The organism is Saccharopolyspora gloriosae (genome assembly GCF_014203325.1).
Lineage (GTDB): Bacteria > Actinomycetota > Actinomycetes > Mycobacteriales > Pseudonocardiaceae > Saccharopolyspora_C > Saccharopolyspora_C gloriosae.
This window is the reverse complement of sequence record NZ_JACHIV010000001.1, coordinates 6,502,999-6,526,707: the sequence shown is the minus strand read 5'-3', so window position 1 is coordinate 6,526,707 and position 23,709 is coordinate 6,502,999. Positions and strand designations below refer to the sequence as shown.

Genomic DNA, 23,709 nt, shown 5'->3' with positions numbered 1-23,709 from the left:
CCCGCATCCTGCGGGGCGGTGCTTCTTGCGGTCACGGCCGGTTCACTCGGCCGCAGTCTTGCGCCGTGGGCGGCGATTGTTCAAGTCGCCGTTTCCGAGGACGTATGACTGCACCAGGTGGTTCCAACTGCATGTGCGGCAAACCTCGACGACATGCACGGTGAACTCAGCGAACAGGCCCGCCAACCGTTCCAGCTCGTCAGGACCTCGGGCGGAGCCCGACGCGTGCTTGAGCTCGTCGCCGAAGATCCACGAGACCAGCGTGAGGGGTTCCTTGCGGCAGACCGGGCAGGGGACCTCGCTGGGCTGACCGTGGTACTTCGCCGCCCGCAGCAGGTACGGATTGGCATCGCAGACCTCTGTCACCCCGACTCGACCAGCGTGGACCTGCGCGAGCAGCGACCTGCGCTGCAACGCGTAATCCACCACTTGCCGTTGGGTCCGCACGAGGAACAGGGTACGTGTCCGATGCCGGTGCTCCATGCGCCGTTAGGGGCAGGGCCTGCTTCCGTCGCGTGACCTGGGATGTCGTCAGCAGCGAGGTTGGTCTCGACCTGGGATGACCAGGGGAGGGCCGAAGATATACTCCTTTCTCGGGCAAGTACGGCTGGGACGGCTCGAGCGCGGGAGGTGCGGGTGCGCGAACTCGCCATGCCCGAGATCCCGCAGCACGCCCGGCCGACCGGGCCCGAACTGCGACGACGCCCTCCGGACGGCCGCGACCGCCGGGTGTCGCGCTGCAGGATGTTCTACCCGACACCCGCTCCGCGCCCGCACGCCGGGTTGATCTTGAAACTCGGCAGCGGCGCAGGTTTCGGGACCAATCGGACCGGTCCCGAGCCGCGCGGAGCTCGGCGCACCGCCCGCCGCTCGGCGAACGTGACCGATGGCACGGGACGGATCGGACGATTCCGGCCGATCCCGGCGAACAGCCCCCGATTTCCGGGAACAGCGCGCGCCGACCGGCGGTTGTCGCAGGGGAGACCGGTGCGCGCGCCGGTCACCGGAGGGCGGCGGGAGCCCGCGGTGACCACGCGGCACCGGTCAACGGCTTGCCGAGGGGAGAACGCCGACGTCGTCGCTCTCCCCTCACGACCCGCGCGCACGTCGGCGGTCTCCAAGCGCGGATGAGCGAGAAGAAGGACTACACATGATCAACAAGGAGGACCCTGCCATGAGCACAGACCGTCGCGAGGGCGCGGTTCGAGTGGCGATCGCCGGCGTGGGCAACTGCGCCGCATCCCTGGTGCAGGGCGTCCAGTACTACGCCGACGCCGACCCGGACGCCCGCGTGCCCGGCCTCATGCACGTCCGGTTCGGCGAGTACCACGTGCGCGACGTCCAGTTCGTGGCCGCGTTCGACGTGGACGCGAAGAAGGTCGGCAGGGACCTCTCCGAAGCCATCGTCGCCAGCGAGAACAACACCATCAAGATCGCCGACGTGCCGCCGCTGGGCGTGCCCGTGCAGCGCGGCCACACCCACGACGGCCTCGGCAAGTTCTACCGCGAGACGATCACCGAGTCCGACGAGTCCCCGGTCGACGTGGCGCAGGCGCTGCGCGACGCCGAGGTCGACGTGCTGGTGTCGTACCTGCCCGTGGGTTCCGACGAGGCGGGCAAGTTCTACGCGCAGGCCGCGCTCGACGCCGGAGTCGCGTTCGTCAACGCGCTGCCCGTGTTCATCGCCTCCGACCCGGAATGGGCCGCGAAGTTCACCGAGGCCGGCGTGCCGATCGTCGGCGACGACATCAAGTCCCAGGTCGGCGCCACCATCACGCACCGGGTGCTCGCGAAGCTGTTCGAAGACCGCGGCGTGCACGTGGACCGCACGATGCAGCTCAACGTCGGCGGCAACATGGACTTCCTCAACATGAAGGAACTGGAGCGGCTGGAGTCGAAGAAGAAGTCCAAGACCCAGTCGGTCACCTCGCAGGTCCAGCGCGACCTCGACAAGCGCAACGTGCACATCGGTCCGTCGGACTACGTGCCGTGGCTCGACGACCGCAAGTGGGCCTACATCCGGCTGGAGGGGCGCGCGTTCGGCGACGTGCCGCTGAACCTGGAGTACAAGCTGGAGGTGTGGGACTCGCCGAACTCGGCGGGGATCATCATCGACGCGCTGCGGGCGGCGAAGATCGCGAAGGACCGGGGGATCGGTGGCCCGATCCTGTCCGCTTCGTCGTACTTCATGAAGTCGCCGCCCGAGCAGTACTCCGACTCCGAAGCCTACGAAGCGGTTGAGTCTTTTATTCGCGGGGAGTGAGTTCCGGCGGTCGTTCTGCCCGGGTGTCCGGGTAGCGGAACCTCAGGTGGTCTCTCGCTGCGGGATCTTTTTCCCAAGTGGCTCCGCCACGAGGGAAAAAGCTGTCCTCGCGAGAGACCACCTGAGAACCCGCCGGTGAGGACTTTTCGACGTGGGCTATGCCCTGACGCGCGTACAGGCACGGCCTTCGGCCGCAAGGCAGGCTTCGCTTTGCTCGCCGGGTGCTAGTGCTGGAGTTGTTGTTCTGCTCTGGAGAGGACCGCGTGGGCCGTGGCGTTGCCGTTGGTGGTCACCCAGGAGACGCGGAGGTTGGGGCGGATCCGGGTGGAGCCGATGCGCATCGGCCAGCTCGCCATCCGGCGGGCCTGCTGGGCGATGGCCTCGCCGTTGCCGTGCGGGTGGTCGGCCACGAGCGCGAACTCGTCGCCGCCGTAGCGGGCGACGGTGTGCTCGTCGGACATGCCTTGGCGGAGCCGTCCCGCGAGGGTGCCGAGCAGTTCGTCGCCGCGGGCGAACCCGTGCTCGGTGTTGAACGCCGCGAGCCGGTGCACGTCGAGCAGGACCAGCGTGGTGAGCATGCCGCGGGTGCGAGCCCGCACCAGGGACTGCTCCAGGCGGTCCAGCAGCAGCGCGCGGCCGGGCAACCCGGTGAGCGGGTCGAGCAGGCCGCGGCTGTGCCCGACGTCGGTCTGCACTGCCTGCAGCAGGATCAGCACGCGGCGCTTCCCCTGCGCCCGCACCGCGTGGTAATCGGCCCAGAGCCGGGTCGGATGCCCACCCCGTTCGACGACCATCGGGGTGGACAGCGGTGAGCCGGCGCGCAGCACCTGCCCGGCCAGCTCGGACCAGTCCGGCATCGCCGCACCGGTGTCGTCGCGCACCTTCCAGCCGCTGGGACGCGCGCCGGTGAGCAGATCGGACTTCGTCAATTGCATGAGGTCCGCGGCGACGTCGTTGGTGGCGAGCACCTGGCCGCGCTCGTCCGTGAGCAGCACGCCCACGGTAAGCCCGGTGATCAGCTCGTCCCAGATCGGCGGCAGCTGGGACGGTGCGGTCACGTCGAGGACACTCATTCGGCCCCTCCTCCCCACCAAACGGAGCAGTCCACTGGACTCTCCTCTGCGGAGAGGTCCGAATTCAAGAGCATCACTACCACCCGTAATGGTGGTATTTACCGAGCGCGAATAACGCTGCGTCAGCAACTACCCGGGTCAACCAAAAAGGACCACCCGATGCGGGAAACGAGCCGTCCAGAAGACGGATGATCTTCGATTGCGGACCGCCCTGCGAGCCGTTCCGGTTCCGCCGGGCTCCGGTGCGATCACCGGCTGCCTCTACGCTGGTGCGGGCCGCTCGAGATCGGCGGCACCCCCGCATCGATGACCAGGACGGTGAACCCCCGTGGCCGTGAGCGGACCGGACGACGCGACGCGACGACCCTTCGGCGACCTGATACGAGCACTGGCCCACGAGCACCGCAGGCTGCTGATCGCGATCGGCGTCGCCGAGCTGCTCGCCGTGCTCATGGTCTCCACGATCAGCCCGCACGACCACATCGACGGCGAGGTCTACCGGTTGGGCGCCCGCGCCTGGTTGCAGGGCAAGGACATGTACGGCCCGCTGCCCGCGACGGAGTCGGGGCTGAAGCTGCCGTTCATCTACCCGCCGTTCGCCGCGATCCTGTTCAGCCCGCTCGGGCTGGTCCCGAAGATCCCGGCCGTCGTGATCATCATGCTGATCTCGCACGTCGCGCTGCTGACGACCTTGTACCTGGTGTTCAACGCGTCGACCTTCCTGCGCGGGCAGCGGGACCGCGTCGTGCTGTGGACCGCCGTGGTGCTGCCGCTGGCGACGCTGTCCGAGCCCGTCATGGAGACCCTCACCTACGCGCAGATCAACCTGGTGCTGATGGCGCTGGTCGCGGTGGACTGCCTGTGGCGCACCGAACCCGGCCGCAAGCTGCCGTACCCGCGCGGACTGCTGATCGGCATCGCGGCCGGGATCAAGCTGACCCCGGCCGCGTTCCTGCTGTTCTTCCTGCTGCGCAAGGACTTCAAGCCGATCGCGACGGCGATCGCGGGCTTCCTCGGCACGGTGCTGATCGGCATGGTGCTGGCCTTCGAGGGCACCCGGCGGTACTGGCTGCACGAGGTGATGGCCACCGGGAACGTGTCGTTCGGCCCCACCTTCACCGGCAACGCCTCGGTCTACGCCGGAAACCAGTCGGTGCGGTCGGTGCTGACCAAGCTGGGCGTCGGCAACGTGTCGATGGTGTTCGTGGTGGTGGCGCTGCTGGTGCTGGCGCTGGCGGTCGCGGCCATGGTGCACGCGCTGCGGCAGCGGGACCTGCCGATGGCGATGACCCTCAACGGGCTGCTGTCGCTGATGATCTCGCCGATCTCCTGGTCGCACCACTGGGTGTGGGCGATTCCCGGCCTGGTGCTGCTGGCGGGGGCCGCGGTGCGCCGCCAGGACTGGGGCCTGCTGATGATGTCCGGGCTGGCCGCGTCGTTCTTCACCCTCGGGCCGATGTGGAAGGTGCCGCAGGGCAAGGGCCGGGAACTGCGCTGGAACGTGCTGGAACACCTGGTGGGCAACGCCTACGTGTACTTCGGGCTGGCGCTGCTGGCCTACTACGCCTACGGCCTGTGGCGCTCGCACCGGCTCGCGAGCCGGACCCCCGAACCGGACGAGCCGCAGGTCTCCGCTCCCGCCTGATCGGGCCGAGAACCCCGCACGGCACGCGAAACGGCCGCCGGACCTGATGTGGTCCGGCGGCCGTTTCGGTGCGCTGGTGCGTCAGATGCGCTGGAACTCGACGGTGTCGTCGGAGGCGCGCTGCGCGCCGATGCCGGGGATCGGGACCGTGTGCCCCTGGGCCGCGCTGATCGAGGGCAGCTCGCCGAGGACCGGCAGTTCCACGCCCGCCGGTTCGGCGGCGGCCCGCGGCTCGGGCGGCAGCGGGTGGCTGAGGATCCGCCGGCTCTCGGGGGTGGCGGCGTCGAGCTCGTCGAGGACCTCCACGCGCACCGGCACGTCCTCCGGCGTGGTGCTGAACCGGGGGATCGCGGCGAGGAACGACACCGTGGGCCGGTCGTCGGCACGCGGGCCCACTTCGCCGAGCGCGTCGGTCAGCCGCCCGAGGGTCGGGCCGCTGAGCTGACCGCCACCGAACGCGGAGAGCTGGCCGAGGACGGGCAGCGGCGCGTGCAGGCCGGGGTCGGCGCCGTCGCGCGGCGCGGGCCCGTCGAGCACGAGCGGTTCGGCCAGCGCGGGCGGCACGTCGGGGAAGTCCTGGTGCTCACCGGGCACCTGCAGCGCCACGGTCTCCGCGCGGGCGGCCGGGACGTGCGGGGCGTCGGCGAGGGCGACGGCGAGCAGCGACGGCGGCACCTGGTGCAGCCGGGTGACCGGGCCGGGCAGCTCACCGGAGGTGAGGTCGACGTCCGCGGAGTCGAGCAGGCCGGTGCCGGTCGCGGCGGGTTCGGCCGCGTCGGACGTCGCGCGTCCCGCTTCGCCGTTGCCGAGGGCGCCGTGCCACAGGGCGACGATGCCGTCCTCGGGGTCGACCGTGGCCGGGTCCGCCAGCGGGGTGATCAGTTCGCCGGTCACCTCGGGCACCTGCGCCTCGGCGGGGTGTCCGTGGCCGTTGCGGATGATGCCGCCGATCGGACCGGCCCAGCTCAGCGAGCGGTGGAAGCCCTCGGACGGGGTGCGCATCGTGTGCCGCGACGTCTCGGTGTTGCCGAACCGCAGGCTGTGCCGCCCGTCGCTCGGCGCGGGGCGCGCGGTGGCCGGGTCGCCGACCCAGCCGGCGAGCTGCATGTCCGGGTGCCGCGGGGCGTGCCGGTCCAGGTCGCGCAGGACCGGGATCTCCTGGGTCATGTCGTGCTCGACGGCGGGCAGCAGGTCCCGCACCGGGTCGATCTTCCCGGTCAGGACCAGCGCCCGGTAGCGCCCGGCGTCCGCGTCGCGGTGCGCCGGGAACGCTCGTCCCAGGTGCGGCCGAGTGGCGTCGTCGGCGTCGAACGCGGGCAACACGGAATCTCCCCGTCCCGGATCTGCTGGCGACTGATCGTATCGGGTGCCCAGGCTGCCGTGGTTCCCGTTTCCGGAAGGCCGGGACGGGCCGGTGCCTTCGGCTGCGGCCATGGTCGTTCCCACGGCCAGCACACCACCGGTGACCAGCGCGGCACGAACGCCTCGCTTCGCCCAAGTCTGCATGCGGTCTCCTTCGGATATTTCCCCCGCGCGAGCGGGAAGAGCAATGGTTCGAGGCGCGCCGTCATCGGATGTCGACCAGGGGTCGCGGCGGCTCGGGGGCAACGTGCGGTCGTCTGCGGCGCACGCGCGCCGCACGCCGCGGATCAGTCGGGGGTGGCGCCGGGCGAGGCGGCGAAGGCGCTGCCGGGCGCGGCGATCGCGGTCCGGTCGAGCGAGCGGAGGGCCGCGAGGTGCGCGGCGGCGTCCGCCATCGGCCAGGTCAGCCCGACTCCGCCGGGGCCGCCGGAGCCGTCGCCCGCGTGCCCGGTGGATCCGCCCGGGGGCAGCGGCGGGGTGGCCGCTTTGCCCGGCGTCCACGGCCGGTCCTGGCGCGGCGCGGCGGGCGCGGCTGCGGAACCGCCGGTGTCGTCGGCGGTGAACGCGGCGGTCGTGGCGGCCGCGGGCGCGGCCGGGTGCGCGATCGCTCGCGCGGCAGGTGCTTCCTGCGGTGCGGGCGGGAGCTCGGCGGCGGGAGCGGCGTCGACGGGCACCTGGGGTGCGGTCGCGGGCGGCTCCGGGGCCGGTCGGTTCCACAGTGGACTCGTCAGCTGGTGCAGTCCGTGCGCCACCGGCCGGGTCAGCCCGCCCAGCGGCGGGCCGGGGCGTTCGCCGCCAGGTTCCGCGACGAGCGCGCCGCGCACCGGTTCCAGCAGCGAACCGGCGCCGTGCACCACGGTCGTCACGGGTTCGGCCTCGGCCACCCGGCCGACGAGGCGCTGCGGCGCGAGGGAGTCGAGCGAGAACCGGCCGGGGTCCGCGGACTCCGGACTCCCGGTGTCCACTTCGGACTGACCCGGCGCGCTCCCGGCCGCTCCGCCGTCGCCGGCGGAGCCGGTGCCGTCCGGAACTTCCTCGTCCTCGGCGGGCTCCGGCGCGGCAGCGCGGGTCAGCGGTTCGGTGATGTGGTGCACGACGGTGCCGACGGGGCGCTGGAGCGGCGACGAACCGGACGGTTCCGGCCGGTCCTCGGCAGCACGCTCACCCGCGGAGTCGTCCGCGGCGGCGAGCACCGGTCCGGGCAGGTCGAGCACCGCGGGGTCAGCTCCGGCGTGCCCGGCGAACCAGCCCGCCGACGTCCCCGCCGCGGCGGCTCCCGCCACGACCAGAGTTCGGGCGAGCAGCCGCCAACCGCGACCACCGCCTGCTCTCCGGAGGCTGTCCGACATCTGCTGGCCCGGCTCCACTTTCCGTCGCGGATGCATTCGGCGCGGAGATCGGCCGTTCGAACGGTGGAATTGAGCCGTTCGGCGGCTTGATCGACGTCCACTGCCGACGGGCACTCTGTCAGCAGCCGCGCCGCAGAGGTAGTGATCTCGCCGAACACTCCCGGATCGGGTGACAGGCGGCCGTCGCGCCGTGCCCACGAGATCGGCCCGACCTCACCTGAGCGTGCTCCGACGCGGTTACGGTGGCCTGGTGAGCAACCCGAAGATCACCGCGCCGGACGACGCCGCCACCCACGTACCGCTGGTCCTGCGGGTCACCGCAGCCGTGTGCTGGCGCCTGCTGGTGGTGCTCGGCATGTTGTACGTGCTCAGCGAGGCCGTCGGCAGGCTCAACGTAGTGGTCATCCCGGTGGCCATCGCACTGCTGCTGGCGGCGCTGCTGGCGCCCGCCGTGTCCTGGCTGGCGCGGCTGCGGGTGCCGAGGGCGATCTCGACCGCCGTGGTGCTCGTCGGCGGGCTGGCGCTGGTCGGCGGCGTGCTCACCTTCGTGATCAACGCGTTCGTCAACGGCTTCCCCGAACTGCAGCGGCAGATCCTGCGCAGCCTCGGGCAGATCCGGGGCTGGCTGCTGTCGGGGCCGCTGCACCTGCGCGAGGAGCAGATCGACCAGTACCTCGGGCAGGCCGCGAAGTGGCTGGAGGAGAACCAGGCCGCGCTGACCAGCGGGGCGCTGTCCACGGCCTCCACCTTCGGCAACTTCCTCACCGGCCTCGTGCTGGCGCTGTTCACCTTGATCTTCTTCCTGCACGACGGCCGCCGGGTGTGGCTGTTCATGCTCGGGCTGGTGCCGTCCCACGTGCGGGACCGGGTCGACACCGCCGGTGTGCGCGGGTTCGCCTCGCTGGTCGGCTACGTGCGGGCGACCACGCTGGTGGCCGTCGCGGACGCGGTGGGCATCGGGATCGGCCTGGCGATCATCGGCGTTCCGCTGGCGCTGCCGCTGGCGGCGCTGGTGTTCCTCGGCGGGTTCGTACCGATCGTCGGTGCGGTCGCCTCCGGTTCGGTCGCGGTGCTGATCGCGCTGGTCACGAACGGGCCGGTGGACGCGCTGCTGGTCGTGCTCGTGGTGCTGCTGGTGCAGCAGATCGAGGGCAACGTGCTGCAGCCGCTGCTGCTGGGCCGCGCGGTGCAGGTGCACGCGCTGGCGGTTGTGCTGGCGATCAGCGCGGGCGTGGTGCTCGCGGGCATCGTCGGTGCGCTGCTGGCGGTGCCGATGGTCGCGGTGCTGAACTCGGCGATCCGCTCGCTGGCCGCGGGGGAGGGGGCGCAGACCCCGGTCGATCCGAACGATCCGCACGAGGCGGAGCCACCGCGGGACTCCGGCGACGACTCCGGAGCCGAGGCGCCGGCGAAGTCGGGGGCGGACTCCGGCGAGGACTCCGGCCGGACCGATTCGGGTTCCGGTTCGACCGCGGTCGAATAACCCCCACATTCGAAACGAGTCCGGGTCGAAAAGGCGGATGCCCTCTCGACCCGGACTCGAACTGTTTCAACGACCGTGCATTCCACTCGTGAGAATGTCCGTTCGCCGAGAATCTCGAACTCAAGCGAACATGACCGCATTGCGCCCGGAGGCTTTCGCCGTCAGCAGCGCGGCATCCGCCGCCACCAGCAGGTCGGGCAATTCGTAGCCGAATCGCGTCGTGGTGGCCACGCCGATGCTCACCGTCAAGCCGCCGAGTTCGCGCGGCGCGCCCAAGGTGTCGTGGGTGGGCACGGACAGCGCCGCGGTCGACAGCCGCACCCGCTCCGCCACGGCGTGCGCCACTTCCAGGTAGGCGTTCGGGAGCAGCACGACGAACTCCTCGCCGCCGAACCTGCCCACCAGGTCCTCCTTGCGCACGCTGTCGCGCAGCATCACCCCGACCGCGGCCAGCACCGCGTCGCCCGCCAGGTGCCCCACCTCGTCGTTGACGCGCTTGAAGTGGTCGAGGTCCAGCAGCAGCACCACCGCGCCGCGCTGGCGCGAGCGGGCCCGCCGCAGCTCCACGCGGGCGACCCGGTCCCAGTGCAGCGCGTTCGCCAGTCCCGTCTTGCCGTCGCGCTGCGCCGACCGCCGCCAGTGCGGCAGCTGACCCGCCAGGTCCAGCAGCGCCAGCACCGGCCCGCCCAGCACGGCGACGGTCGGCTCGCGCAGCATCGCCATGCCCAGCACCCCGCCGAAGCTCGCGGCCACGATGCCCAGCAGCACGTCGATCGGTTCCCCGAACATGTCCCCGAACACGTCCTCGCGCGCGGCGGCGGGCTCGCGCAACCGCAGGCCGACGGCCACCACCAGCGCCCGCACCAGCAGCAGCGCGACGCCGCCGAGCAGCACCAGCAGCGGGTTCCACTCGGGGTCGTGCCAGCCGACGATGCCGCGGCCGGCGAACACCGCCAGCGTCGTCGCCGCCGTCACGAACAACCAGCGGTGCGGATCGGGCCGGGCCTCCAGCACGCCGTGCAGCGCGGGCCCCAGCAGCAGCAGGAACAGCAGTTTCGGCGGCAGGGCGAGGCCGCCCGCCGCCAGGTAGGCGATGTGCACCGTCCACGGGTCGCGCCGGATGCCGCTGCGCAGGTGGATGGACACGGAGGTGGCGACGATGACCGCGGCGGCGGTGCCGCCGAGCATCGCGAACCGGAACCACTCCTCGAGCGTGGGCGGCGAATTCAGCGACAGCACCAGGACGACCAGTCCGAAGGCCACGGCTTGGATGAGCAGCACGTAGACGAGTGCTGGTGCCCGGAGCCGCCACAAGGGCCACGGCGCCATGATTCCTCACGTCTCTTCCTCGCCTGGACGGGCGAGCGGGCCATGATCCGATGGCATTCGGAATGCGCGCGAATGGCGGTGTAGTACTTCAGCCAACTACCGGATCGGGTTACTTCTCCTGAGCCTGGCATAGCCTGATCTTGCCCGGAAACCCGGCTCTTGGCTCCATTCGTGTAATCCCTGTCGGTGACGACAAACACTGAGCGTGTTGATCGATGATCGGGCCACGGAACTCGATCGATACGGCAGGATGGTCGATCGGGAAGGAGCAACCGTGGCCATGCCGAAGTCCACGCCACCACAACGCCCTCGCGTCGCCGATGGACGCTCGCCGTTGTGGCGCGCGCACAACTTCTTCCGCTCCGTCGGGCTCGTTTACGCGATCGTGTGGTTCGGGATGCAGCTCCCGCACTACGCGCGACCGGCGCTGGCGGCCCTCGAACTCGTGATCATGATCGGCTGGACCGCGTTCACCGTGTGGCGGTTCCGGCACCGGGAGGGCCGGACGAACGCGCTGGTGCTCGCCGACCAGGTGCTGATCTCCGCGCTGTTCCTCGGCAACGAGCTGATCATGACCGAGGAGCAGATGAACGCGCTCATCCCCTCGGTGACGACCATGTGGCAGCCGTCGATGGTGACGCTGGCGGCGGTGCAGTGGGGCTGGCTCGGCGGTGGCGTGTCCGGTGCGGTCTCGGCGCTGATCAACTTCCTGATCCGGGACAGCGTCGAACCGCTGATGTTCCAGGACGCGGTGCTGCTCATCGGCTGCGGCCTGCTGTTCGGCCTGGCCGCCGACACCGCCCGCCGCTCCACCGAACGGCTCAGCCAGGCGTTGCGCGCCGAAGCGGCGACCGCCGAGCGGGAACGGCTCGCCCGCTCCATCCACGACAGCGTGCTGCAGGTGCTGGCCCGGGTGCGCAACCGCGGCGTCGAGATGGGCGGCGAGGCCGCCGAACTCGCCCGGCTCGCCGGGGAGCAGGAGATCGCGCTGCGGTCGCTGGTGGCGGCCGGGCCGCCGGACCACGATCCGGGCGGCGAGATCGACCTGGTCGCGCGCCTCCAGGTGCTGCGCACCGGCAAGGTCCAGGTGTCCGTCCCCGCCACCGAGGTCCGGTTGCCGGAGCAGGTCGGATCCGACGTGCTCTCGATCGTGCGGGAAGCGGTGGAGAACGTGGACCGGCACGCGGGACCGGATGCCCGCGCATGGGTCTTGCTCGAAGAGCTGCCGAACGAGATCGTGATCAGTGTCCGGGACGACGGACCGGGCATCGCCGAAGGCAGGCTGGACGAAGCGGCGGCGGAGGGGCGCATGGGCGTGGCCCAATCCATCCGCGGCCGGGTCGACCACCTCGGCGGCACCATCTCCCTGGACACCACGCCGGGAGAGGGCACCGAGTGGGAGATCCGGTTACCGCACCCGAACACGCCGCCCGGCCGGGCGGCGAGCGGGCGGACGAGAACGGCGGCGAAGCGGATGTTCACCCGGCGGACGGCACCGGCCGCCCAAGGCACCGCGGACCCGCAGCCCGACCCATCGCCGGGATCCGAACCGACGGCCCCGGAGGACCGGCGAGCCGACCCGGCACCGCGCGGAGGAGGAGAAGGATGACCGAGCCGCACGTGTCGGTGATGGTGGTCGACGACCACCCGATGTGGCGCGACGGGGTGTCGCGGGATCTCGCCGAACGCGGCTTCGAGATCCGCGCCACCAGCGGGGACGCGGTGTCCGCGCTGCGCATCGCGCGGACCGTGCGGCCCGACGTGGTGCTGATGGACCTCAACCTCGGCGACACCTCCGGGGTGGACGCCTCGCGGCAGATCACCCAGGAGATCCCCGGCACGCGGGTGCTGGTGCTGTCGGCCAGCGGCGAGCACAGCGACGTGCTGGAGGCGGTGAAGGCGGGCGCCTCCGGCTACCTGGTCAAGTCCGCATCGGTGGACGAGCTGGTGGACGCCGTGCGCCGCACCGCAGCCGGGGACGCCGTGTTCACCGCGGGCCTCGCCGGGCTGGTGCTGGGCGAGTACCGGCGGATGGCGATCTCACCGGGCGCGGAGTCGCAGGCGCCGCAGCTCACCGACCGGGAGACCGAGGTGCTGCGCCAGGTCGCGAAGGGCCTCACCGCACGGCAGATCGCGAACAAGCTGGTCATCTCGCACCGGACGGTGGAGAACCACGTGCAGTCCACGCTGCGCAAGCTGCAGCTGCACAACCGCGTCGAGCTGGCGCGCTACGCCATCGAGCACGGCCTGGACGCGGACGGCGAGGCCGCTCAGGACTGACCGGCGGTCCTTCCGCAAGATCCCGCCCGATTCACCCGACCCGGCGACCACGACGGTCGCCGGGTCTTGTCGTTCCCGGCCGAGCCCCGCGATTTCCCCTGCGCACCAGCACGTTTCACCGCAGGTGACCGAACGCGCCCTGCCGGTAGCCCACGCGAGTGCCGACCGCGCACCGTGACGGCCAGGTGACGGGCCGGTGACGCCGGGTCTGGCGTACTTCGCGGCAGCGGCGAACAACGCCGCCGTTCGAAAAGTTCGTCAACTCGATGAGGAGTACGACCGTGAGCGTTTTCGAGATCTCCGAGCTGGAAGTGTCCGCCGAGCTGCTGCCGAAGCGCGAGGCCCTGGGCGGCTTCAACTTCAACGAGTACTTCGCCGTGGTGGCCGCGGAGAACAACGCCACCGCCGTCGGCATCGGCGGGGACGCCGGCGCGACCGCCCACCAGGACATCGACCTCGACCAGGGCTGACCTGGTCAGTGACCACGGACTCCGTGGTCAGGGCCGTGGGGTGACCTCGGGGCCCCTGCCCCGAGGCACCTTTCCCGCGGCGTTGGCGCCGCGACCTGTTCTCACCATCTCTACTTCGTAGGAGCGCATCGTGAAGTTCGAGATCTCCGAGCTGCAAGTCTCCGCCGAGCTGCTGCCGAAGCGCGAAGCGCTGGGCGGCTTCAACGTCAACGAGTACTTCGGCCTGGTGGCCGCGCAGAACACCGCCACCGCCGTCGCCCTGGGCGGCGACGCCGGGGCCACCGCCAACCAGCACGTCGACCTCAGCCAGGACTGACCTGTCCTGACCGAGTTCCCGGCCGTGCGCCGTTGAAAACCAGTGGCGCGCGGCCGGACACCACTGAGGAGGATGAATGGACCGCTTGGAGCTGGCCGCGCAACCGGCCGAGCTGCTGCCCGCCCGGGAGGCCCTGGGCGGCCTCGTCAACGTCAACGTCAACGTGCCGGTGAACATCGCCGTCGCGACCGCCGTCGGCGGCGACGCACTCGCGCTGGCCAACCAGTACGGATACGGAAAGTAAAAGCGGATATCGGACGTGCCGGCCGGCCGGGGACGGGAACTCTTCCGTCCCCGGCCGGTTTTCCTGGAGGGGAACCATGTCAGAAGCGACCCAGGTAGGGCGGGCGGCACCCGCCGAGCCCGACCTTCCCACCGAGCCCGCCCTGCCCGTCGTGCCCGCGCAAGGCGCCGCACCCGAGCGGCCGGACGCGGACCGCACCGGCGCGGAGGTCGCGCCGGCGGCCACCACCGCCGGAGACCCCGCCCAGATCGCCGAGGTGGACGAGCGCTCCGTGCCGCAGCTCGCGGACGGCGTCTCGTTGTGCGGCCGGTACGAAGGCGCCGGGTACACCGATCCGCGGTTCCTCATCGCCCGCGCCGACGGGCAGATGATCCTGGTGTCCGAGCTCCTCCACCTGGTCGCCTCGCAGATCGACGGGCACCGGGACCTGCGCGAGATCGCCGAGCGGGTCACCGCGGCCTGCGGCTCGGAGATCTCCGCGGCCGGGGTGGGTTTCCTGATCGGCGACAAGCTGCACAAGCTGGGCGTGGCGGAGCTGGACGAACCGGTGGCGGAGGCGCCGAAGGCGGACCCGCTGATCTCGCTGGCGATGCGCGGCGTGCTGCTGCCCGCGGGCGTGGTGCGCGTGCTGGCCGCCGTGCTGGCCCCGCTGTTCCAGCCGGTCATCGTGGTCACCGTGCTGTGCGCGATGGTCGTGGCGGACGTGGCGCTGGTGGCCTCCGGTTCGCTGGACGCGGCGTTCCACGCGTCCGTGGGCGACCCGGCGCACGTGCTCGTGCTGATCCTGCTGATCGTCACGTCCACCCTGTTCCACGAGAGCGGGCACGCCGCCGGGTGCCACTACGGCGGCGGCAGGCCCGGCGCGATCGGCTTCGGCATCCTGCTGATCTTCCCGGCGTTCTACACCAACGTCACCGACGCCTACCGGCTCGACCGGGCCGGCCGGTTGCGCACCGACCTGGGCGGCCTGTACTTCAACGCGATCTACATCATCGGCATGGCCGGGTTGTTCTGGGCGACGGGTTTCGCACCGCTGGCGGTGTTCATCGTGCTCAGCCACATGCAGATGCTCCAGCAGCTGCTGCCGCTGATCCGGCTGGACGGCTACTACATCCTCGGCGACCTGGTGGGGGTGCCGAACCTGTTCGCGCACGTGCGGCCGTTCGTGCGCAAACTGCTCGGCAAGCAGCAGCCGGGGGAGCAGGTCGGCGCCGGTCTGCGCCCCCAGGTCCGGCTGCTGGTCACCTGCTGGGTGGCGATCGTGGTGCCGGTGCTGTTCCTGTCGTTGCTGACGCTGTTCGTGCGGATCCCCCGCTACTTGGGCACGGCGCTGGAACGCGGGCACGAGTTCTGGCTCTGGGGTCTCGACGGATTCGCGCAGGGCCACGTGCTCACCGGGGTGGTGGCCGTCCTGTCGCTGTTCGTGCTGCTGCTGCCGTGGATGGGCGGCATCGCGTTCGCCATCCGCATCGGGGGCAAGATCGGCCAGTGGTACCGCCGCAAGCACCCCCGGCACGTGCCGCGCCACCGCGCCCCGGTCACCCGCAACCGATTCGGCCTCCGCACCTCGTGACCTGCGGATCTGTCACGGTGCGTAGGCCTGTAACGGCACGCCGTCACGCCTGCGACGCCATCGGTGACGGGCCGCGCCTCGGGTGCGGCCGGTCTTTGCCGGACGAAGGGGGAACCATGAGCGAGGGACCTGCGCGCCCGATCCCGCTCCCACGGCCGCACGCCGGGGAGCGGTTGCGGCTGGCACTGCTCGGCGGGTGGTCGCTGCACTGCGACGGCGTCGGGGTGCCCGTCTCCAGCAACGGGCAGCGGCTGCTGGCGCTGCTGGCGCTGCGCGGGCGCACGCAGCGGGACCTCGTCGCCGGAACGCTGTGGCCGGCCAACGACGACCAGAGCGCGCTGGCGAACCTGCGGACCACGCTGTGGCGGGTGCGCAGGCGGGTGCCGGGAGCCATCGTCGGCAACGGCGCGGAGGTCGAACTGGGCGGCCAGCTCTCGGTGGACGTGCACGAGCTGACGTCCACGGGGGAGCGGCTGCTGCGGGAGGACCCGGTGGAGCCGATCGCGGACTGGGCCGCGATCGGGCACACCTTGGCCAAGCAGGACCCGCTGCTGCCGGGTTGGTACGAGGACTGGGTGCTGGCCGAGCGGGAACGGCTCCAGCAGCTCCAGGTGCACGCGCTGGAGATCGCCGCGGAGCGGCTGGTGCAGTCCAGCCAGCTGGCGACGGCGCTGGAGGTCGCGCAGGCGGCGACCGTCGTCGAACCGTTCCGCGAGACCGCGCACTGCGCGGTGGTGGAGGTGCTGCTCAAGCAGTCGAACCCGGCGCAGGCGCTGCGCCACTACCGGCGCTACGAGCAGCTGCTGGACCGGGAGCTGGGCATCGAACCGTCCCGGCGCCTGCGGGAGCTGGTGCGGCCGATGCTCGGCGACCACGTCCGGGCCTGACGCGGGTGCCTCGCGGCATCCGCGGACGACGGGCTCCGCTGGGGATGGAGCTCGCCGTCCGCCGCGTCCCGGTACTGCCCCGCCGGGACGCAGCCGGTGACCGGGGGTGAGGTGCTCGGCACCTCATCCCCGGTCGCGCGGGAGGCCCGGTCGGGCGGTCACCGCTCGGCGGCGCCTCACTGGAGGGTGGCGAAGGCGGATTCCCGGGCTCGCGCCGCGTTGGGGGCGTTCTTGGCCTCTTCCGCCGCCTTCTGGTAGTCGACGAGCGTGTGCGACGCCAGTGCCGAGCCGACGGCGGGAACGGCGGCGGCGGCCATCGACAGGCTGCTGACGCCCAGCCCGGCGAGCACTCCCGCCAGCAGCGGGTCCGAGGCCGCCTCGCCGCAGACGCCGACGGGCTTGCCGAGGCGGTGCCCGGCCTGCCCGATCAGCGCCACCAGCCGCAGCAGCGCGGGCTGCCACGGGTCGTTGAGCCCGGCCAGCGCGCCCGACATGCGGTCGGCGGCGAACACGTACTGCGCGAGGTCGTTGGTGCCGACGCTGACGAAGTCGACGGCGTCGAGCAGCTCGTCGGCGGTCAGCGCCGCCGCCGGGACCTCGATCATCGCGCCCGCCCGGCCGAGCCCGGCGGCGCGGACCCGGTCGGCGAACCACGCCGCCTCGTCCGCGGTGGCGACCATCGGGGCCATCACCGACACCGTCGCGCCGGAGTCCTGCTCGGCACCGGCGATGGCCTCCAGCTGCCGGTCGAGCACGCCGGGGCGTTCGAAGCACACCCGCAGCCCGCGCACCCCGAGCGCCGGGTTCGGTTCGGCGCCCATGTCCAGGAACGACAGCGGTTTGTCGGCACCCGCGTCGAGGGTGCGCACGACGACGGGGCGACCGGCGAACGGGGCGAGCACCTCGGTGTAGGCGGCGCGCTGGGTGCGCACGTCCGGTTCCTCGTCGGCGCCGAGGTAGCAGAACTCGGTGCGGAACAGGCCGACGCCCTGCGCCCCGGCGTCCACGGCCAGCCGCGCGTCCGAGGCGGAGCCGACGTTGGCGAGCACGGACACGGCGTGGCCGTCGGCGGTGCCGCCGGCGCCGTTCCAGTCGATCCGCACGTCGCGTTCGGCGGCCTGGGTGCGCACGGGCTCGCCGGAGGTCTCGACGCTGCCGGTGTCGCCGTCGACGAGGACGCCGACGACGGGTGCGGCGGCGAGGATGCCGCGCGCGGCGACGACGGCGGGGATGCCGAGCGCGCGCGCCAGGATCGCGGTGTGGCTGGTCGGCCCGCCTTCTTCGGTGACGAGCGCGAGCACCAGCCGCGGGTCGAGGTCCGCGGTGTCGGCGGGCGCGAGGTCGCGGGCGATCAGCACGCTCGGCCGGTCCAGGTCGGGGACGCCGGGCGGGGTCGCGCCGAGCAGCTCGGCGATCACCCGGTCCCGCACGTCGTGGATGTCGCGGACGCGTTCGGCGAGGTAGCCGCCCGCGTTGCGCAGCGCGTCGGCGAAGCCGTTCGCGGCCTCGTGGACCGCGCGCGGAGCGGGCAGCGCGTTGTTCGTGACGAGTTGCTCGGCTTGGGACAGCAGCGCCGGATCCAGCGCCATGGCGGCCGTGGTCTCCAGGACGGCCTTGGCCTCACCGCCGACGGCTCCCGCGCGCTCGAACAGCCGGTTCGCGACGGCTTCGGCGGCCGGGCGGATGCGGCGCGCCTCCGCTGCGGCGTCGGCGGGCGCGGGGGCCGCGGCCGGTTCGGGTAGGGGTTCGGCGACCCTGGCGACCGGGCCGGATGCTCGGCCGGAACTCACTCCGACACCAGTGAACAGCGACATGGTCTAGACCATACCCTTCTCTTGCGGCCTCTCCTCGATCGTAGGCACCGCTCATCCGATCGGCCTGGAAACGCACCGCCTGAACGGGCACGTCAGGTGAAATCGCGATCCGGTACGTACCCGTACGGACCAGCGATTCCACTAACCGATGAGTAACCGATGAGTAGCCATACGGATCCCGCCGGACCCCTTGGGCCGACAGAGTGTGCTCATGGCAACACAGCGCACAGCACGCACGATCGCAGGCCCCGCTTCCGACCTCGACAAGCTCGCCGATCCGATCGACCGGATCGCCGTGATGTTCGCGGAACTGGGCACTGAGCTCGGCGTGCTCGGGGAGCAGCTTCGCGGGCCGAACGCGGAGCGCGCAACAACCACTGGGGAAGACACGACGAACACCGAGGGTGACACCGTGATCACTGGGGAACGCAGCACCAGCAACGGCGGCCCCGCCGCCGCACCACCCGACCGACCAGCACCACCCGGCCCGGCGCCGGGGAGCAGACGGACGCGACCGGCCGTCCCGGACCGGATCCCGCTCCCGGAGGCGACGATCCGCACCGGATCGGCACCGATCCCCGGCGAGCCCGTCGACACCAGTTTCGCAGAACCGACGCAGACCCCGGCCGCGCAAGCGGCCGGGGCTGCCCCGTATTCGGGGCCCGTTCCCGCCCAGCAGGACCGCGCGCACCAGGACGGCGGTGCGGCGGTCGCGCCGCAGGCCGCGCACGCCCTGCCCGGCACCGCACCGCACCCGCGCGCGCCCGGCTCTGAACATCTCGCCGCGCAGCGCGCGTTCCCGCAGCACGCGGCGGCCGCGTACCCCGGGCCGCCGCCCGACGGCCTCCTGACCTGGCTGAACCGGCCCGTCGGCGGTGGCGAGCAGGCACCGCCGCCCGGCCCCGCGATGCCACCCGCGCCGCCGCTGTTCCCGCCGAAACCACCGATGCTGGACCGGCTCGCGAACTGGACGTCCCGGCAAGGCACCCGCGTGCTCGCCTGGTCCGGCGCCGCGATCACCCTGCTCGGGGTCGTGCTGCTGATGGTGATGGCGGTGCAGAACGGGTGGATCGGCCCGCTCGGACGGGTCGCCGGTGGTGCCGCGCTCGGCGCGGTGCTGCTCGGCAGCGCGTTCCGGGTCCGGCACCGCTCGGCCGTCGCCGGTGCCTTCGCGCTGGCCGCCACCGGAATCGCCGTGCTGTACCTGGACGTGCTCGCGGCGACCGCGCTCTACGGCTTCCTGCCCGCCCCGGCCGGGCTCGCGACCGCGCTGGTGCTGGGCGCGCTCGGGTTGTGGCTCGCCGACCGCTGGCGGTCGCAGGCGCTGGCGGTCGGCGTGGTGCTCGGCTGCGCGCTGTGCGCGCCGCTGCTGTTCGGCCCGGTGCTGCGCGAACCCGCCGCCACCGCGCTGCTGACCGCGTTCCTGGTCGTGCTGAAGATCGCCGCGACGCCGGTGCAGGTGCGCCGGTCCTGGCGCGGGCTCACCGCGGCCTCCGCCGTCCCGGCGATCATCGCCGCCCTCGTGGGCGACGGGCACGCGCTGGTCACGGGAGCGCCGTGGCCCGCGGCGTGCGCCGCGCTCGCGGTCACCGCCACCGGTCTCGCGCTCGCCGTGATCACCGCGCGCCGCCGTCCCCGCGACCCGCTCGCGATCGCGCTGCTGATCACCGCCGCGACCCCGACGCTGCTGGCCGCGCCGATGCTGGACCGCTTCGCCGCGCTGGGAGTCCTGGCGCTGGTCGCCGCGCTGTATTCCGCCGTCTGGTGCGCGGGCCGCGCGGGCGGCCTGCCCGCCGCGCTCGGCGTCGTGGCCGGGGGCGTCGGCGCGGCCACCGCCTTCCAGGCGACGCTGCTGGTGGCCGGTGGTTCGGGCCGTTCGCTGAGCCTGCTGGTGGAAGCGCTGCTGCTGGCGCTGCTCGCGCACCGGTTGCGCGGCCGGGGACTGCTGCTGGGCGCAGCGCTGTTCGGCGCGGCCGGGGTGCTGATCGCGCTGGTCTCGCCAGCGCCGCCGACGCTGTTCCTCGCGTTCGCCGCCGAGCCGTACGCGTCGGGCGGGATCTCGGCGATGCTCTCCGGGCTGGCGGCGTTCCTGCTGATCGGGGCGAGCACCACCGCCACCACCTGGTCCGCGATCGGGCTGGGCGTGCTGGCGCGCACCCCGCGGGCCGTGCTGCCCGCCGCGGCCGGCCTGCTCTACGGCGGGGGCGGTGCGGTCCTGACGCTGAGCCTGCTGGTCGCGCCGGACCGCACCGGTTTCCTCGCGGGCCACGCCCTGATCACCGTTTCCTGGATGGTGCTGGCGTTCCTGTCGCTGCTGCGCGGCATCCACTCGGTGCCCGCGCGCGTCGCCGGGTTCGTGCTGGTGGGGGTGGCGCTGGCGAAGCTGCTGGTGTTCGACCTGGCGGCGTTGTCCGGGCTGGTGCGGGTGCTGGTGTTCCTCGCGGCCGGGCTCATCCTGCTGGCCGGGGGCACGCGCTACGCGCGGTTGATCGCCGAGCGCGACGCGCGCGAGGCATGAGGACCGCTCGCCGACAGGTCGACCCGTCGATCTGTCGGCGAGCGCACATGTCGCCATGTCGACAAATCGCCGTATCGGGCCGAACTTCGCACTCCGGCCGAGCATTCGGTGCAGCGCGGACCGCCGAACACCAGCCGCTCCCACCCTTTCGGGCGTAGTTCTTGACCAAGTGGCATCCACCAGGCGTGCACGCGCGTCAAACTGGGTGAGTTGCTGCTCGCCGGTATCGCGCCACCGGCGATCGCAACCCCAGGCGCCGGCCGTGACGCCCCCCGTGCGGCCGGCCCTGGTCTACTTCACACCAGCCTCAACCTGCAGTCCAGGTGAGCAGCGCTCTTGATCATTCGTCTTGTCAGCGGCGAAGCCGCTGAGCAGCGACCACCATGCCCACCGGCACCGCCGCGGGTTCTCAGCGTTCTTCTCGCGAGGACAGCTTTTTCCCTCGTGGCGGAGCCACTCGGGAAAAAGATCCCGCAGCGAGAAGAACGCTGAGGTTCCGCGACCTGCCCCCTACGGCAGGCCGGGACCGGAAACCATCAGTCGGTCTGGCGCAGGCCCAAGGCGTTGAGGGCTCCGGATACGAGTCCGGGCTTGCTCTCCGGGAGCAGTTCGGGCGCGTGCTCGCGCACCGCGTCCAGCACCTGCGAGGCCGAGGGGTTCACCGCGGACCAGTCGCCCAGCACGACCGTCGGCACCGTCTCGTTGCCGTCGGCGATCGCGCGCACCGCGGCGGCCGCGCCCTGCTCCTGCCAGATGTCGATCTCCCGGAACTCCAGGTCCTGGCGCCGCAGTCCCGCGCGCAACGAGGTGCAGAACGGGCAACCCGGCCTGGTGTAGACGATCAGCTCCGCGCCGGTCCCGCCCTCGTCAGTCCGCTCACCGTCCGCGCTCATCGATCACACCTTCCTGTTCCGGGTGATCACCGCGGGTACACCGGTGATCCACTGCCCCTCGCTCGCGCCAACGCCGCGGCGGACCGGGTTATTCCGGTGCAGCGGGAAGGAGCCACTCCGGCGATCCGGCCGCTACGAACCGTTACGGTGCGTGCGACGTCGTCAATCCGCGCCACCCGTGCGGCGGCAGACTTGATGGAGCACACCCACCATGAGCCAGGGCACTCGGCGCGAACGCATCCGCGCGGCGACCGAAATGGAGATCCGCGAGCACGCTCGCGCCCTCCTCGTCACCAAGGGACGCGACGCCGTGACCCTGCGGGCGATCGCCCGCGAGCTCGGCATCACCGCCCCGGCGCTGTACCGCTACTACGACTCGCGGGAGGACCTGCTCCGCCAACTGGGCGACGACATCTGCACCGACCTCGTCACCGAGCTCACCGAACGGGTGCGCGGCGCGGATCCGGCCGACTTCCGCGGCAAGCTGAACTCGGTGTGCCACGGCTTCCGCCGCTGGGCGCTGGCGCACCCGAAGGAGTTCGCGCTGGTGTTCGCCACCCGCGCCGACGAGACCTCCGAGCCGGAGGGCGGGGCCGCGCACCCGGACGGCTCCGAGGACCGGTTCGCGAGCGTGTTCATGCGCATCATCGGCCCGCTGATGGTGGAGGCCACGAACCTGGTGAACCACGAGGCCGCGCCCGCGGGCCTGCACGGCGAGCTCGCGTCGAACCAGCAGGCGCTGGCGCACGCCTTCTCCGACGAGGGCATCGAGATGCCCGCGGAAGCCCTGGACACCACCGCGGTGTTCGTCCTGCTGCGCTGGTGGGTGCGGTTGTACGGGCACGTGGCGCTGGAGGTGTTCGGGCGCTTCCCGTTCACCCTGGTCGATTCGGACCTGCTCTACGAGTCGCTGCTCGACGAGCTGGCCAAGGAGATCGGCATCGCCTGAACCGGGATCGCCCGGCGAAGACGCCCGAGGCGAGTCGAGGTTGCCTCGGAGTCCGGGATCTCACTTCTTCCCGGCGGGGGACATCCCTCGGCACCGCAGCGCGTCCTAGTGATCACAGGCAGTTGCACCGATCACTGGGAGAGACCATGGCCATCTCGTCGAAGTTCCGCCGCGCCGCCACCGCCACCGCGCTCAGCGCCCTGGTCGGCGGGGGTGCGCTGCTCACCGCCGGCGCGGCCACCGCGGCGCCCGCCGGGCCCTATCCGTGGTGCGCTCCCGGTGATCTGAACGTGTCGGTGACCGAGGGCCACGCGCCGAACGACGGCCGGCTGTTCGCGATCACCTTCGAGGCGAAGCCGGGTGTGTCCTGCGACGTCGAGGGGGAGCCGTCGACCTTGACCTTCTTCAACGGCGACGAGGCGGTGGAGGGCATCAGCACGGTCATCCCGGAGCCGGGTTCGGAGCAGCGCTACACGATCGACGAGCAGCACCCCGGCGTCGCCTACTTGGCGACGCCCGCGGAGTCGGCCGACCCGAAGCCGGTCTCGTCGATCACGTTCGACCTGCCGCAGCGCGGCGGGATCAGCGTTGCCTGGCCGAGCAGCGAGATCGACGGCCCGGTGCGCATCGGGAACATCGGACCGCAGGTCAGCTGAGCCGGGGGAGCGGGGAGCGTGCGGCCAGGGCCCGCGAGAGGGAGCAGCGGTTCCCTGGCCGCACGTGTGACACCCCTTATTTTCCCGGCCCGACCGGGTCTTTCTCGATCCGGCGCGATTCGGCCGCATTCTTCGGGGCGATGCGGATTCCGCGCCGGATCAGTTCGTCTCGGAGTTTCAGCGGCCGAAGTCCTGGGTCCAGTACCAGCCGTCGGTCTGCACGCCGACTCCGATGCTCTTGAGCGAGCAGTCCAGGATGTTGCGCTTGTGCCCGGCGGATTTCATCCAGGCGTCCATGACCTGTTCGGCGCTGCTCTGCCCTGCGGCGATGTTCTCCGCACCGGGTGAGGAGTGGCCGGCGTTCTTGATCCGCTGGTCGAAGGTCACGCCCTCGGGCGTGGTGTGCGAGAAGTAGTCGCGGGCGGACATGTCATCGCTGTGCCCGTTCGCGGCGGTGGTCAGCCGCTCGTCGGAGGTGAGCGGTTCGCAGCCGGCTCCCGCTCGGGCCTCGTTCACGAGCTCGACCACGCGCTGCTGCTGCCCGTTGTCGGCCGCGAAGGCCTGCGCCGGGATCGCGACACCGGCTCCGAGCGCTACGGCCGCGA

20 protein-coding genes and 1 pseudogene are annotated in these 23,709 nt (G+C 71.9%); 13 read left to right on the top strand and 8 right to left on the bottom strand.

Going from position 1 to position 23,709, the window contains the following annotated elements; translation table 11 throughout:
* Positions 1-42: 42 nt before the first annotated feature.
* Positions 43-447 carry a DUF5318 domain-containing protein gene (locus BJ969_RS28370; protein ID WP_343071644.1) on the bottom strand — a complete coding sequence of 135 codons (405 nt, stop codon included), beginning with the start codon at positions 445-447 and terminating at the stop codon, positions 43-45.
* A gap of 727 nt (positions 448-1,174) precedes the next feature.
* Between BJ969_RS28370 and BJ969_RS28365 the strand changes: the two genes are divergently transcribed.
* Positions 1,175-2,263, top strand: a complete 1,089-nt coding sequence (locus BJ969_RS28365) for an inositol-3-phosphate synthase (RefSeq protein WP_184484086.1) — start codon at positions 1,175-1,177, stop codon at positions 2,261-2,263.
* A gap of 224 nt (positions 2,264-2,487) precedes the next feature.
* Here BJ969_RS28365 and BJ969_RS28360 read toward each other — a convergent pair whose 3' ends face one another.
* Positions 2,488-3,336: a GGDEF domain-containing protein gene (locus BJ969_RS28360; protein WP_184484084.1), complete on the bottom strand. Its 849-nt coding sequence runs from the start codon at positions 3,334-3,336 to the stop codon at positions 2,488-2,490.
* 334 nt (positions 3,337-3,670) lie between these two features.
* Here BJ969_RS28360 and BJ969_RS28355 point away from each other — a divergent pair, with 334 nt between their 5' ends.
* Positions 3,671-4,981 carry a glycosyltransferase 87 family protein gene (locus BJ969_RS28355; RefSeq protein ID WP_343071643.1) on the top strand — a complete coding sequence of 437 codons (1,311 nt, stop codon included), beginning with the start codon at positions 3,671-3,673 and terminating at the stop codon, positions 4,979-4,981.
* 81 nt (positions 4,982-5,062) lie between these two features.
* Here BJ969_RS28355 and BJ969_RS28350 read toward each other — a convergent pair whose 3' ends face one another.
* Positions 5,063-6,304, bottom strand: a complete 1,242-nt coding sequence (locus BJ969_RS28350) for a hypothetical protein (RefSeq protein ID WP_184484082.1) — start codon at positions 6,302-6,304, stop codon at positions 5,063-5,065.
* 326 nt (positions 6,305-6,630) lie between these two features.
* The gene (locus BJ969_RS28345; protein WP_184484080.1) at positions 6,631-7,692 is read right to left on the bottom strand and encodes a hypothetical protein; all 1,062 of its coding nucleotides are present in this window, start codon (positions 7,690-7,692) and stop codon (positions 6,631-6,633) included.
* A gap of 250 nt (positions 7,693-7,942) precedes the next feature.
* Between BJ969_RS28345 and BJ969_RS28340 the strand changes: the two genes are divergently transcribed.
* The gene (locus BJ969_RS28340; RefSeq protein ID WP_184484078.1) at positions 7,943-9,175 is read left to right on the top strand and encodes an AI-2E family transporter; all 1,233 of its coding nucleotides are present in this window, start codon (positions 7,943-7,945) and stop codon (positions 9,173-9,175) included.
* A 120-nt stretch (positions 9,176-9,295) separates the two neighbouring features.
* Here BJ969_RS28340 and BJ969_RS28335 read toward each other — a convergent pair whose 3' ends face one another.
* Complete coding sequence (locus BJ969_RS28335; protein ID WP_184484076.1) at positions 9,296-10,504, bottom strand: GGDEF domain-containing protein; 1,209 nt, start codon at positions 10,502-10,504, stop codon at positions 9,296-9,298.
* Positions 10,505-10,784: 280 nt separating this feature from the next.
* Between BJ969_RS28335 and macS the strand changes: the two genes are divergently transcribed.
* The 7 genes from macS (at position 10,785) to BJ969_RS28300 (ending at position 16,274) form a co-directional block, all read left to right on the top strand.
* Complete coding sequence (macS, locus tag BJ969_RS28330) at positions 10,785-12,113, top strand: MacS family sensor histidine kinase (RefSeq protein WP_184486000.1); 1,329 nt, start codon at positions 10,785-10,787, stop codon at positions 12,111-12,113.
* Positions 12,110-12,784, top strand: a complete 675-nt coding sequence (locus BJ969_RS28325; RefSeq protein WP_184484074.1) for a response regulator — start codon at positions 12,110-12,112, stop codon at positions 12,782-12,784. Before macS ends, BJ969_RS28325 begins: the two co-directional genes overlap by 4 nt.
* A gap of 281 nt (positions 12,785-13,065) precedes the next feature.
* Positions 13,066-13,254 carry a hypothetical protein gene (locus BJ969_RS28320; RefSeq protein ID WP_184484072.1) on the top strand — a complete coding sequence of 63 codons (189 nt, stop codon included), beginning with the start codon at positions 13,066-13,068 and terminating at the stop codon, positions 13,252-13,254.
* A gap of 130 nt (positions 13,255-13,384) precedes the next feature.
* Positions 13,385-13,570 carry a hypothetical protein gene (locus BJ969_RS28315; protein WP_184484070.1) on the top strand — a complete coding sequence of 62 codons (186 nt, stop codon included), beginning with the start codon at positions 13,385-13,387 and terminating at the stop codon, positions 13,568-13,570.
* A 76-nt stretch (positions 13,571-13,646) separates the two neighbouring features.
* Positions 13,647-13,814, top strand: coding sequence for a hypothetical protein (locus BJ969_RS28310; RefSeq protein ID WP_184484068.1), 168 nt, complete (start codon positions 13,647-13,649; stop codon positions 13,812-13,814).
* 76 nt (positions 13,815-13,890) lie between these two features.
* Positions 13,891-15,387 (top strand): hypothetical protein, encoded by a 1,497-nt coding sequence (locus BJ969_RS28305; protein ID WP_184484066.1) that lies wholly within the window; start codon positions 13,891-13,893, stop codon positions 15,385-15,387.
* A 116-nt stretch (positions 15,388-15,503) separates the two neighbouring features.
* The gene (locus tag BJ969_RS28300; RefSeq protein ID WP_184484064.1) at positions 15,504-16,274 is read left to right on the top strand and encodes an AfsR/SARP family transcriptional regulator; all 771 of its coding nucleotides are present in this window, start codon (positions 15,504-15,506) and stop codon (positions 16,272-16,274) included.
* A 176-nt stretch (positions 16,275-16,450) separates the two neighbouring features.
* Here BJ969_RS28300 and ptsP read toward each other — a convergent pair whose 3' ends face one another.
* On the bottom strand, positions 16,451-18,088 hold the full coding sequence (gene ptsP / locus BJ969_RS28295; RefSeq protein WP_184484062.1) for a phosphoenolpyruvate--protein phosphotransferase: 1,638 nt from the start codon (positions 18,086-18,088) through the stop codon (positions 16,451-16,453).
* A gap of 211 nt (positions 18,089-18,299) precedes the next feature.
* On the opposite strand from ptsP, the gene BJ969_RS28290 reads away from it, so the two are divergent.
* Complete coding sequence (locus BJ969_RS28290) at positions 18,300-20,606, top strand: DUF2339 domain-containing protein (protein WP_184484060.1); 2,307 nt, start codon at positions 18,300-18,302, stop codon at positions 20,604-20,606.
* 536 nt (positions 20,607-21,142) lie between these two features.
* On the opposite strand, the gene BJ969_RS28285 is transcribed toward BJ969_RS28290, so the two are convergent.
* Positions 21,143-21,499 carry a glutaredoxin domain-containing protein gene (locus BJ969_RS28285; protein WP_184484058.1) on the bottom strand — a complete coding sequence of 119 codons (357 nt, stop codon included), beginning with the start codon at positions 21,497-21,499 and terminating at the stop codon, positions 21,143-21,145.
* Positions 21,500-21,710: 211 nt separating this feature from the next.
* On the opposite strand from BJ969_RS28285, the gene BJ969_RS28280 reads away from it, so the two are divergent.
* Together BJ969_RS28280 and BJ969_RS28275 are read left to right on the top strand one after the other, a co-directional pair.
* Positions 21,711-22,448: a TetR/AcrR family transcriptional regulator gene (locus BJ969_RS28280; protein ID WP_184484056.1), complete on the top strand. Its 738-nt coding sequence runs from the start codon at positions 21,711-21,713 to the stop codon at positions 22,446-22,448.
* A gap of 146 nt (positions 22,449-22,594) precedes the next feature.
* On the top strand, positions 22,595-23,104 hold the full coding sequence (locus BJ969_RS28275) for an immunoglobulin domain-containing protein (RefSeq protein WP_184484054.1): 510 nt from the start codon (positions 22,595-22,597) through the stop codon (positions 23,102-23,104).
* A 177-nt stretch (positions 23,105-23,281) separates the two neighbouring features.
* Here the strand turns inward: BJ969_RS28275 and BJ969_RS28270 are convergent.
* Positions 23,282-23,635, bottom strand: a pseudogene (locus BJ969_RS28270) (CAP domain-containing protein); the annotation flags it as partial.
* Between the last annotated feature and the right edge of the window lie 74 nt (positions 23,636-23,709).

Bases quoted from the DNA above. Each gene is read 5' to 3' on its own strand.
- BJ969_RS28275 (WP_184484054.1), top strand. From the start codon at position 22,595: ATGGCCATCTCGTCGAAGTTCCGCCGCGCCGCCACCGCCACCGCGCTC.
- BJ969_RS28345 (WP_184484080.1), bottom strand. From the start codon at position 7,692: ATGTCGGACAGCCTCCGGAGAGCAGGCGGTGGTCGCGGTTGGCGGCTG.
- BJ969_RS28300 (WP_184484064.1), top strand. From the start codon at position 15,504: ATGAGCGAGGGACCTGCGCGCCCGATCCCGCTCCCACGGCCGCACGCC.
- BJ969_RS28325 (WP_184484074.1), top strand. From the start codon at position 12,110: ATGACCGAGCCGCACGTGTCGGTGATGGTGGTCGACGACCACCCGATG.
- BJ969_RS28360 (WP_184484084.1), bottom strand. From the start codon at position 3,336: ATGAGTGTCCTCGACGTGACCGCACCGTCCCAGCTGCCGCCGATCTGG.
- macS (WP_184486000.1), top strand. From the start codon at position 10,785: ATGCCGAAGTCCACGCCACCACAACGCCCTCGCGTCGCCGATGGACGC.
- BJ969_RS28290 (WP_184484060.1), top strand. From the start codon at position 18,300: ATGGCAACACAGCGCACAGCACGCACGATCGCAGGCCCCGCTTCCGAC.
- BJ969_RS28335 (WP_184484076.1), bottom strand. From the start codon at position 10,504: ATGGCGCCGTGGCCCTTGTGGCGGCTCCGGGCACCAGCACTCGTCTAC.
- BJ969_RS28285 (WP_184484058.1), bottom strand. From the start codon at position 21,499: ATGAGCGCGGACGGTGAGCGGACTGACGAGGGCGGGACCGGCGCGGAG.
- ptsP (WP_184484062.1), bottom strand. From the start codon at position 18,088: ATGTCGCTGTTCACTGGTGTCGGAGTGAGTTCCGGCCGAGCATCCGGC.
- BJ969_RS28365 (WP_184484086.1), top strand. From the start codon at position 1,175: ATGAGCACAGACCGTCGCGAGGGCGCGGTTCGAGTGGCGATCGCCGGC.
- BJ969_RS28305 (WP_184484066.1), top strand. From the start codon at position 13,891: ATGTCAGAAGCGACCCAGGTAGGGCGGGCGGCACCCGCCGAGCCCGAC.
- BJ969_RS28310 (WP_184484068.1), top strand. From the start codon at position 13,647: ATGGACCGCTTGGAGCTGGCCGCGCAACCGGCCGAGCTGCTGCCCGCC.
- BJ969_RS28280 (WP_184484056.1), top strand. From the start codon at position 21,711: ATGAGCCAGGGCACTCGGCGCGAACGCATCCGCGCGGCGACCGAAATG.